Below are 11,911 nucleotides of genomic sequence, written 5' to 3' on the forward strand. Positions count from 1 at the left end.
TTATTTATATTTAAGTTAAACTATTTCATTCCCGTTCTCTGGAAGTTGTACACAACTCTTACATTTTCACCGTCAAAAGGAATGTTCTGCTCCAGCGAGAATTGATCTGTAGCCTGATTAGTCAATGTTAAAGTATATCCTACTGTATTTTGTTTTGCTTTTGTACCTTCTGCGATTTTCTTAAACTCAAAAGTATTACCGTCTTTTACATCAATTTTAATAGGTTGTGTAATCGCCGGGCAAGATCCTCCACCATTTAAAGTATATGCTCCCGTCCAGTTATTTGGAATTAATCTCCAATGACTTCCCACGAAACATTGTGCGTCTGCTCCTTCATCGAAAGGTTTAATCTTGAACTGCTTATCATAATCGATGCTTACGATTTGCCAGTCCCCTTTCATTTTAAGGAACTCTGATCTTTGATTTTGTGATGTTTTTGCGTTGTTAACGGAGGAACAAGACACTGCAAAAAGTGATGTTCCCAACATCCCTGCAAGTAGTAACTTTCTCATTTTGTTGTTTATTATTTTGTTATAATAAAGTTACAAAAAACCGTGCCAAAATAATGAATAAAAATAAAAAAAGTCCGAAATTTTCGGACTTTATATCTATAAATGGTAATAACACTTAGATAATTTATTTTTTAACAGTCTTTTTTACAGATTTCGTAGCTTTTTTTACAGCCCCAGATTGACCATTATAAAAATTAGTGTAAGCGTATTCTGCTGCTTTTTTCACATCAATCACACCTCCTGCCTGAGAATAATCTCCAAATCCGTCTGTAGTGTTCGGATTGCTAGATTTTACTAGAGATTCAATGATCTGAGCCGGAGTAAGGTTTGGCATATACGCTAATAATACTGCTGCTGCACCTGCTACAACCGGAGAGGCCATTGAAGTCCCCTGTAGGTATTTATACTCGTTATGAGGCACTGTAGAATAGATTTCATCACCCGGAGCAAAAACATTAACCATTTTTTTATTGTAGTTAGAGAAACCAGCTCTTAAAGCATCATTTTTATTGGTACTTGCTCCTACTACAATTACATTATTTACAAATGGTTTTTCATCGGTAACATTTTTAAAATTCGTAGGGTAAGCCAAGTGTTCTGCAACGTCTTCGTTTTCGTTACCTGCAGCTTTTACCAAAAGAACTCCTTTATCCTGAGCATATTTAAATGCATCCCAAACTACACTTTTACCTGGAGATACAGGTTTTCCGAAGCTCATATTTAAAACTTTAGCTCCGTTGTCTACTGCATATTTAATAGCGTTTGCAACATCTTTATCTCTTTCGTCTCCGTTTGGAACAGTTCTTACAGACATGATTTTAGCAACTTTTGAAGCTACCCCATACTGAATTTCTTTTCCTTGCGGAAGTCCTGCGATGATCCCTGCAACGTGAGTTCCGTGCATTGCATCAGGACCTTCATAATGATTGTTTCCGTAATTTTTTTCTGAGTAATCATCATAGTTATCTCCTACTATTTCTTTTCTAGGATCGTAAGACAGATCATATTGTTTTGCTTGAGGACCATAATAATCAAGAGCCTCTTTGATTTGGTCTTTCATGATTTTCTCAAACTCAGCAGGAGTTTTCCCCTGAAATTCCGGATTTGCAGCCACTTGTTTCAGTACCTGAAGAATCATTGCATCTTTCTGATCTGTTACTTTAATTGCCGCAACATTTTCAGGAGTCACATTTTTTCCTCCAAGCAATTTCACCATATTCGGGATGGCTTCATCGATCATTGTATACGTCTGGAAGCCTTGTTTTGCTTCAACACTCTTCTTAGAGAAAAGGTCCTTAGCTTTCATATACATTTCAAAATCTTCCGGCATTTTAGCTTGATTTGCTTTATTTTTTGTAGAATCATCTCCTTCAAAGATCGGTTTGTATTTCGCTACCACTCTCGTTACTTCCATGTTGTCGATATCGATATCGCCGTTTTTCCCTCCGATAAAGTTCCATCCGTGAACGTCATCAATATATCCGTTTCCGTCATCATCTTTTCCGTTATTGGGAACTTCATTTGGATTAGACCAGATGTTTTTTACCAATCCCGGGTGATCTACCTGTACTCCGCTATCTAAAACACCTACTACAACCGTTTTAGGCTTAAGTCCTTTAGATTCTAAATATTTGTAAGCATTCTCCGTATTTACACCATATACTTTGGCAGAAGAAAAGTCTTTATGATACCAAGTCATTAAGTCTTTATCTTCTTTTGGGTCTACATTCTTACCTTGAGCTTCCTGAGCGTAAGTAAAACTAAAACCTGCTAAAAAAACAGCAGCTAATAATATCTTTTTCATGTTAGTATGATTGTTTAATATTTCTTATATAAGTCATAGATTCAGGGCCTTTGTTACAAATAAGGTCCAAAATTGACAAATCCTGTATAAAACCCAGTTTATCTGTGAATGTCTGATAATATTCGTCCATTTCAAATTCTGAGGGTTGTTTGGCTGAAAATTTCTCTCTGAAATTAACTTCTTCAGGATTTTTGATATATTCTGCATTCAAAGAATGTGCCTTTTCTATTTTCAGGATCTGTTGCAAAATTTCTAATGCTTTTAAGTTGAAGTCTAAAAGGTATTTTTCTTTCAGGTCAAATATCTTTCTGATCTTATCTTCGTAAAACTCAAAATAAGGAGAGCTTTGATAGGCTGTTTTAATAGATTTCCAATGAAGGCTTCTCCAGTCTTCTCTGTAAGAGATTTCAATGTCTTTTAATGCTCTACTTCCGTTATGATTGATCGGAATAATTAAAGATAATTTTCCGTTTGCCCCGTAAATATTGGCTCTGTTTCTGTAGGTCTGTTTGGGAAAATTTTCAAACTGTTCAAATACGATTTCATTTTCAGGATTTAACAAAACTGAAAACCAGGAAATAGGTGGTAAATAAAATACCGGTAATAATACATTCGTCATATTCATAATGCAAAAATGAAGTATTTTTTCAAATACTTCATTTTTTTTTCACTTTATTTAATCAACCTTTTGTCTTTTGTAAATAATAAATGAGGAGGATTTATTCCTATCTATTGTTTAAACTAACATATTAAACTTTATCTAGTTACCTAATTCAAGTTGATTTTTAACTAAATTATAATAATTATTTTTCTTCTCAACTAATTCATAATGCTTCCCACGTTCAACAATTTCTCCATTTTTTAATACAATAATCTGATCCGCATTTTTAACGGTTGATAATCGATGGGCAACAATAATCACCGTTTTTCCTCTGAAAAAAGACTGAAGATTTTTATGAATGATCATTTCATTTTCTGCATCCAAAGCACTTGTAGCTTCATCAAATAGTATAATATGCGGGTTTTTGTAAACTGCTCTGGCAATCAATATTCTTTGTTTTTGTCCTCCTGAAATACCATTTCCTGCAGCTCCTATTTTTGTTTTGCTTCCTAAAGGAAGCTGTTCTACAAAAGTTTTGATATTGGCTATTTTAAGAGCTTTCTCCAACTGTATTGCATCAATTTCTTCATCCCCAGTTGCTATATTTCTTTCTATTGTATCGGAAAAAATAAATCCTTCCTGCATAACTACCCCAGTGTTTTTTCTTATGTCAACTGGTGAGATTTCTTTTATATTTAAATCATTAAAATAAATTTCACCGTCTACCTGCTCATAAAATTTTAATAAAATTTTTAAAAGCGTTGTTTTACCGCTTCCACTATCTCCTACAATGGCCGTAATTTTTCCTTCAGGAATAAAAAGATTTATATCTTTAAGTACAAAGGGTGATCTTGGACCTTCGTACTGAAATGAAACATTAACAAGATTAATCCCACTATTTACGTGATAGTTTTTTATATTAGTATCTAATCCAACAAAATAATCTTTTTCTTCAGTAGGATGGTTTTGTACTTCATTTAATCTGGATAGGCTAAGTTTAGCATCCTGAGAAGATCGGAAAAAAGAAATCAGCTGAGACAATGGTGAGTTCATTTGTCCAATAATATAGGAAACACTCAAAAGTGCACCTAAAGTCATATTATCTTTAACTACATAAGATGCAGCAAGAAACGTGACAATAATATTTTTAAGTTGATTAAAAAACTCAAAACCAGACATTTGAATCTGATCAAGTTTAAGAACTCTGATATTAATCTTGAGTAGTTTTTCCTGTATTTTTTCCCATTCTCTTAATTTAAATCGCTCGAACTGGTTTAGTTTCATTTCTGAAATCCCATTTATGATTTCATAAATCGATTCCTGATTTTCACTTTTGCGTTGAAAACGAAAATAATCCAGAATTTTTCTCTTTTTCATCCAATAAAGCGACCAAAATATTGATATTACTGTTAAAGCAGTATATACTATTAAAATATTCAGGTTATAATACCCCAGAATTACAAAAAAAACAGAAAAAGTTATTATAGAAAATAACGTGAGTAGACTTTGTGAAGTTAAAAAATCTTCAATTCTTTCCTGATCCTGAATTCTCTGATTAAAATCTCCGAGAAGTTTTGTATCAAAAAATTTAATCGGAAGCTTAAACAGCTTTTTAAAAAAATCAGAAATAATCTGAATATTTACTTTGGTTCCTACTTCTAATACAATCCAGTTTCTGAAAATATTAAAGGTCATATTTCCAACAAAGAAAGCCAGCTGAGTAAGCAATATGTAAGTAACAACTGAAAGATTTTTTTTATCTACCCCCTCATCAATAAGTTTCTGGGTGAGTATGGGAAAGAAAAGTGTTGTTAATGTTCCAAGCAGCAACAGGCAAAACATCTGCCACATTTTTTTATGGTGTGGCTTCAAGTATTTTAGAAGATATTTAAAAGAAATATCTTCTTCTTTTTTATATTCTATTTTATAAAATTCTTCTGTTGGTTCTAAGAGAAAAGCGATCCCCTTTTCATCCTCTACAAGCCAACATTTTTTAAACTCTTGCTCAGAAAGAGAAACAAATCCATGAGCAGGATCTGCTATTTTGTAAATAAGCTTCCCTGAAAAAAAACTTTTTGATATTTTATACAGTACGACAAAATGGTTTTTATTCCAGTGCAGGATACAGGGAAGATGCTTCTTATCCAATGCTTCATATTTTATTTTTGCAGCAGTAGACTGTAACCCGACTTTTTTAGCAGCTTCGCTTATCCCCAATAATGAAACTCCTTCTCTGGTAATATAGCTTTCATATCGGAGATACTGAAGATCAATATCTTTTCCGAAAAATGAACAGATCATTGCCAGACAAGCCGGACCGCAGTCCATTGCATCATTTTGAAATATGAATTTCTTCATTCTTAGCAGATTCTCTTAGATAATAATCTAATATTAGTTTTTCTTTATAGTTAAATTTAAATTCCGGGCATGCTGGAGTATCTTCATACCATGATTTCGGACATCCTCCTCCGCAAACCGGCAGATGCGAGCATTCTTTACACCAAGTTTTTCCAGATTTTATTACGTCTGACCAATTACGTAAGGTAGCATTGTTATCAAAAGTTGAATAATCATTATTTAGATTACCAATTTTGTGTTCGTCTCCACCATAATTATCGGTATACGGAAACTCCCAACAAGTATAAATATTTCCAAAAGCATCATATACTTCTGAATCATCTCTTTCTACCATACATGCATAGTGTATTCTTTTTGGTAACAGGCTTGAAAACTTAATTTTATTATCAAAACAATAAAGTAGCCAGTCAATTTCCTTTTTAGCAAAATCTTCATTGGTTAAAGAATCTTTTCCTGCATCATTTCCTCCCCAATTAACGATCGGTGCGAAACTTACTCCAATATACTGGTTAATACCTTTTTCAACAAAATATTCAAGAAGAGGATCTACAAATGAATGGTTTGTTTTATCAATATTAATTCTCACTGTAATCCCTCCAAGTTTATTTTGATAAGCCTCGGTTTTTGTACAGTCTACAATGTTTTTAAATATTAAATCGAAAGTAGGGTTATTATTATTTTTGGTATATCTTCTTTTATCATGCGATTCAGCCAGCCCATCCAATGTAATCTGAAAATCTCTGACTTTATACTGAGTTACAAGTTCCTGAAAAAGCTTACCTTTCAAACTCAGTCCATTTGTTACCATAGAAGCAGAATACCAAAGATCTCTTTCCTCGCATATTTTTAATAGCCTTTCTGTGGTATTCTTTATAGATTTAAGTCCCGTTAAAGGCTCTCCTCCATACCAAGTAATATTTATTCCTTTATATTTCTTCCCAGAATTTAAAAAGAACAATATTCTTTCTATATATTTTTCAATAATATCTTCCGAAGCATAATCTTTAGTATGGTTTTGTGCACAATAATAGCAACCTAATTGACAGTTTGCAGAAGGCTGGATAGTCATAGACAATACATCTACGCTTTCACGGTTTTCATCATTTTCTGTAACTACTGTATGAAACTCGTCTTCGTTTTTATCTACTATTATTAAATTATCCTTCAAAGTGGCTATGAGCTCTTCATTTATACTTGAAAAATTACCTGCCAGTAGATTCTGATAAATATGTGAATCTACTAAAAGGGAAGAGCCAGTACGGGTTGAAAAGAGTATTTGCTTGTCCGGAAGATCATATTCATCCAATATATCTGTAGACAAGTGATATTTTGATATTTTCATTGTTTAAGGTTGATCAATTTTTAGTTTATAATTAAATTTTATCTTATGTGATTAATAAGGCTGGAAAAATTCCAGCCTATCAAAAAACTTTTATTATCCGTTCCAAGAACAAGTTCTCAAGTTAGGACAAGCTTCACTGTTCCATCCACAGTCAACCAGTTTAGTACAAGTTGTAAGACTTGTATCTGTACTTATACCAGTTCCTCCTTTAATAGATGTAAGGCCTGAATCCTTGATAACTTCGATCCCCTCATGTCTCTCTGATTTTTTAGACATGTCTTTTAGTCTTTTTTTTAACATAATTGTAAAATTTAAAAATTAATAAAGTATAATAAACACTTGTGATCTCACGTGGCCTTTGTTTGATCAGTATGTTTAATCTTTTTTAAAATTTGTTTTATAAACAGAAACTTTATTAATTTCTATTTAATGTCAATCAAATTTTGGTTGTTTATCTTGTTCCAGATATATATATCTGTTTTTAATCATTTTTTGCATCATTTTCTTTTTTTGATTCAGTTCCGCTACTGATGTGATATCAGCATCTTTTACAGAAACTTTATTGCCATTTTTTATATTCTCAGACATTGAGCGGGTCGGATTATTATAAATATCAATCAAATATGTATTGAAGTTCTTTACATTTGTCTTAACGGCTTTTTTATCATAATGATTCTCTAAAAAACTGCTTGTATCATAGGTTTTATTAAATTTGGTGTTTTTAACAAGTTTGTAAACAAAGTTTTCTTGGGAATCTTTCAATAAAAATATCAATCCAGGCAAACCTCTAAACTTATAAGGTCCTTCAGGAATATTTACAGAATCTGCAAACCAAGCAGTCCATTTCCGTCCTCCAAAATCTGTTGTTGCTTTCTGAAGAGTATATCCTTCGTAGGTGATAGTCTCCTTAGAAAGCTCCCACTTCATTTTATCTGTCGTGCTTATCACGAAATATTCAAAAAAATCTCTATACCACTTATTAGTATAGCTATTTGCGTCTCTCACTATTAGCTGATCAGTACCAGTATTAGTTCTTGACACTTCTCCGCTTAGATTATTTTTATTTATAGAATCTTTGTCTAACAAAACCTTATCATAGAATTTTACAGACTTGGGGTTAATGTCCAAAACCATAATATTCTGTTTATAATCCTGTGTCGAATCTTTTCTTGACTTTAGTTCATAAAAGAACCTATTTGTCTGAGAATAATAAAAAAAGGATATAAGCATCACTGTAAATGAGAGAATCTTTTTCATAATTGTATCTTTATTACTTGATCAAACTATTTTTTCGGAGGAGTAACTTTTGGATCTTCATCAAATTCGCCTAAGCCATTAATAGCTCCGGAATTATCTGAGTTTTGCATATTAATAACTTCCTTTATCGTATCAGAATTTTTCATTAATACATTCTTAGAAGATATGCCTATTGAAGTTTTTGTGGATTCAAAATCAAAGTCATCTTGATCATTTCTGCACGACCCTAACAGTAACAAGAACATTACTGCAAGACATGCATACCATTTAAAATTTGTCATTACTTTTCTATATTTTCTGAAACAAATCTAACACAACAACACATTGAATAACAAACACTTAAACCAAATCAATCTTGTATTTATAAATTATTATTTTAATTAAATACAAAACAATTATAAATTCATAAAATATATTTGTATAATCATAAAAAACGCAATAAAAACTATTGTAAATCAACATTTTGTGATTTTAAATATTAAATCATAATTATTTACTTAATTTTGTCCCAGTTTTATGACGCAAGATGAATTTTTCAAGACTATTTATATCCATTTTATTATTTATATTTTCTTTTTCATACACACAGTATAAAGGCCCATATGCAGATTCTTCATATTCAGATTTGGAAAGCAAAATAAAATCTCTAGAAAAGGACCCTAGCAAGCAATGGGAGTACATTATTGATCTTATTAAGAAAGCCAAATCAGAAAATAATTTAAAACAGATCAGGAGAGGCTATGTTCTAGCAAGCTTCAACCAACGAGGAGCTGACCAGATCAAGTACAGTGACAGTGTGGTCATTTATGCTAGAAAAATTAATCAGACCAACCTGTTAGGTGATAGTTATTTATTGTTAGGTATGACTTACGTTACCAACGAAAATTATCCTAGAGCCCTTGATAGCTTTTTAAAAGGCTATGACTACATTCAGAAAGGAAAAGATCCTTATTTATTACATAATGCGGAATATCAAATCGCGAGGGTTAAAAACTACCTAGGGCTATATAAAGAAGCTGATACTCTATTTGAAAAAAGCGTGAATTTTTTCCGCGATAATCATAAAAAAATTGGTGATACAGACTACAGATATTATTACATTTATTCATTAATCGCTTACAGTGATAATAATAATCAAATAAATAAACAAGGTGACTTTAAGCTTATTGATGAAGGTAAAAATTTCATTAAAAACAATAAAGATCTCAAGGAATATTACCCTTACTTCATATCATTGGAAGGAACAACTCATTATTTTCATAAAAACTATTCTCAAGCAATAAATACTCTAAATGAGGCGCTTCGTTTGTATGAAGATAATTGGAAACATCTCAGTGATAAATTTTATATAGGGATGTCTTATTGGAATCTCAATCAAAAAGAACAGGCAATACCTTATTTTCTTGAACTCGATCGTGAATATGAAAAAACTGGAAAACTAGATCCTTTTTTTAGGCCTGCCTTTGAAATATTAATTAAATATTATTCTCAGGCAAATGATGTACGTAAACAGCTGCAGTATGTAAATAAATTAATGGCCCTTGACAAAATATACGAAAGAGATTATAAATATCTATATGGTACTCTAAAAAAAGAATATGACACAAAGAAACTGTCTGATGAAAAAGAGAACCTTGAAAATACTTTAAAATGGGAAAGAACTTTATATATCACCCTGATATTTTTAGGTTTAACAATCATGTCATTTCTTGCTTTTCATCTTATTAAAACTTATAAGAGAAAAAAATATTTTAAAAAGCTTTACGAAGAATTATTTATTTCCCAAAAAGAGAAAGATGAAAAAGAGCCTTTTCTAAAAGATCAACCAATCGAATCTGATGATGAAAAAAAAATAATTCATAACACACTCAATATAAACCCTTTAATTATTGAAAACGTCTTGAATCAACTTAATATTTTTGAAACGGAAAAACATTTTTTAAAAAGAGATATTACGCTTCTCTCTTTATCAAAGACATGTGGCACAAATACTACCTATATGTCTAAAATACTTAATCATTATAAAAATGAAAACCTATCTGGATATCTAAATAATTTAAGACTTAATCATATTGTATCTCAATGGAAAAATAAACCTAAAACAAGATACATCAGCCTACAGGAAACCGCAGAAAAGGCGGGCTATAATTCTACACAGGCATTCGCCAAAAATTTTCAGGAAAAGTACCAGATTCCACCTTCGTATTTTTTAAACCGTCTCAATGAAGAAGAGAAACATCGATAAATTTCAAAATAAGATACCATCTAAAATAAAAAAGACAACTGTTTTAGTTGTCTTTTTATTTTTATAAATTTTCTTCTTTTTTATCCTTTTTGAATAGTTTCATGAAGTATTCCCAACCGAAGAACAGGATAAGAATCATTGCTGCAACCCACCAATATGAAGTTTTGTTGGCTTCTCCTGTATTGGTTGCTTTAAACATTCTGTCCCAACGGATTTTTTTAGGAGCCTGATACGTTGAGCTTGCATCTGGGAAAACTCCCTGAACGCTCATCCATGTAAACATTGGCTTTCCTACAATATTTTCTTCCGGAACAAAACCAAAGAACCTAGCATCTAATGAAGCATCTCTGTTGTCTCCGATCATCATATAATAATCCTGCTGAATCGTATATTGGTTTGTTTCTTTTCCGTTAATAAAGATTTTCCCGTTTTTGTTTTCTAAACTGTTATGTTCATATTCAGAAATAATCCATTGATACGTTGGAAGTGTTTCTTTAGTAATGGTAACAACGTCACCTTTTTTAGGAATTCTCAAAGGACCGTACCAATCCTGATTCCAAGGTTTATTTATCGGGAAGATAGATTGAGTGGTATCAATACTCTTAGTATAAGCTGACTTGTCTGCATTTAATTTATAAGAAACCGTAGCAGAATCTTTAGGAAAAATACTTTCTTCCATACTTACCACATTCGGTAAAGTTTTTATTTCTGCAGCTGTTTTATCTGTCAATCCCTGAAATGCATAGATAAATCCTTTTTCAGTCTGCATCTCTCTTACCGGTAAAAATCCGTAAGTATTGTATAAGGAAGGAATATCTAACTGAGATCCTGTATTTACTGTATAAGCGTGCTGAACTTCCTGATCTCCCAAAAATGTTTCTGCTTTTCCATTGACAAAAAGTCTTCCTCCTCTCATCTCGAAAGTATCTCCTGCAATAGCAACACATCTTTTTACATAAGGGTCTTTTCTATCAATAGCTGTATGTACAGAATCCTGAGGATAGTTGAAAACAACTACGTCTTTTCTCTGAGGTTTATTGAATTGGAAGATTCTCTCGTAAGGAAGTTTTACTGCATCCACATAAGATTTAGGATCATCTTTAGGGTTCCCTTTTTCTCCGGTATCCATAATTGTTCCCTGTAAGAAAGGAATCGCAACGGGACGCATCGGAAGTCTGTATCCATAGCTCCATTTGTTTACGAAAAGGAAATCACCTACTAAAAGTGTTCTTTCCATAGATCCTGTAGGGATTCCGAATGGCTGGGTAACAAAAACGTGGATGATTGTTGCGAAAACTACCGCAAAAGTAATAGAACCGATGAAAGTATCTTTTTTCTTTGTGGTTTTTTCTTCGTCTGTTAAGAAAACATCATTGGCATCTTCATCTTCTATTTCTACATCTTTAGAGTAGTTTACAGTTGCCATGTATATAAATGGAAGAATTACCGTAAGAAGTTGATTCTGGAAAAGGGTTTTTCCAAATTTCTTCATTAAGTAAATATGAAAAACAGACATCATGATAGGCCCTACAATGGGTAAGTAGGATAAAATTGCCCACCACTTTGGATGTTTTGTTTCTTTTAAAATAATGAAATAATTATAGAAAGGGATAAAAGCAAATAGCGGACTATATCCCATTTTCTTAAACAGCTTCCAAGTAGAAATCCCCATCAATACAGATAAGATGAGAACATAAACTGTGTACGTTAAAAAGTAATTCATAAAATTCTTATGCCTAATGTATAATTTAAGTAATCTGGAATGAGCAATGGGTTATTTTGTTCATTGATC

General features: G+C 32.0%; 8 protein-coding genes. 1 reads left to right on the forward strand and 7 read right to left on the reverse strand.

Translation table 11 applies throughout. The features are described 5' to 3' along the window. Positions 1-20: 20 nt before the first annotated feature. The 6 genes from JI747_RS14490 to JI747_RS14515 form a co-directional block, all read right to left on the reverse strand. Positions 21-512, reverse strand: coding sequence for a hypothetical protein (locus JI747_RS14490; RefSeq protein ID WP_225689611.1), 492 nt, complete (start codon positions 510-512; stop codon positions 21-23). Between the two features lie 124 nt (positions 513-636). After that, the gene (locus JI747_RS14495; protein WP_225689612.1) at positions 637-2,316 is read right to left on the reverse strand and encodes a S8 family serine peptidase; all 1,680 of its coding nucleotides are present in this window, start codon (positions 2,314-2,316) and stop codon (positions 637-639) included. A 1-nt stretch (position 2,317) separates the two neighbouring features. Continuing rightward, positions 2,318-2,941: a WbqC family protein gene (locus JI747_RS14500; protein ID WP_225689613.1), complete on the reverse strand. Its 624-nt coding sequence runs from the start codon at positions 2,939-2,941 to the stop codon at positions 2,318-2,320. A 135-nt stretch (positions 2,942-3,076) separates the two neighbouring features. Continuing rightward, positions 3,077-5,275 (reverse strand): peptidase domain-containing ABC transporter, encoded by a 2,199-nt coding sequence (locus JI747_RS14505; protein WP_225689614.1) that lies wholly within the window; start codon positions 5,273-5,275, stop codon positions 3,077-3,079. Beyond that, positions 5,250-6,617, reverse strand: coding sequence for a radical SAM/SPASM domain-containing protein (locus JI747_RS14510; protein WP_225689615.1), 1,368 nt, complete (start codon positions 6,615-6,617; stop codon positions 5,250-5,252). The genes JI747_RS14505 and JI747_RS14510 overlap by 26 nt, the downstream gene beginning before the upstream one ends. Before the next feature lie 432 nt (positions 6,618-7,049). Further along, the gene (locus JI747_RS14515; RefSeq protein WP_225689616.1) at positions 7,050-7,874 is read right to left on the reverse strand and encodes a GLPGLI family protein; all 825 of its coding nucleotides are present in this window, start codon (positions 7,872-7,874) and stop codon (positions 7,050-7,052) included. Positions 7,875-8,400: 526 nt separating this feature from the next. Here JI747_RS14515 and JI747_RS14520 point away from each other — a divergent pair. Next, positions 8,401-10,119 carry a helix-turn-helix domain-containing protein gene (locus JI747_RS14520; RefSeq protein ID WP_225689617.1) on the forward strand — a complete coding sequence of 573 codons (1,719 nt, stop codon included), beginning with the start codon at positions 8,401-8,403 and terminating at the stop codon, positions 10,117-10,119. 61 nt (positions 10,120-10,180) lie between these two features. On the opposite strand, the gene lepB is transcribed toward JI747_RS14520, so the two are convergent. Next, on the reverse strand, positions 10,181-11,842 hold the full coding sequence (gene lepB / locus JI747_RS14525; protein WP_225689618.1) for a signal peptidase I: 1,662 nt from the start codon (positions 11,840-11,842) through the stop codon (positions 10,181-10,183). Between the last annotated feature and the right edge of the window lie 69 nt (positions 11,843-11,911).

Origin of the sequence: Chryseobacterium tagetis (assembly GCF_016735585.2) — a bacterium.
GTDB classification, from domain to species: Bacteria; Bacteroidota; Bacteroidia; order Flavobacteriales; family Weeksellaceae; genus Chryseobacterium; species Chryseobacterium tagetis.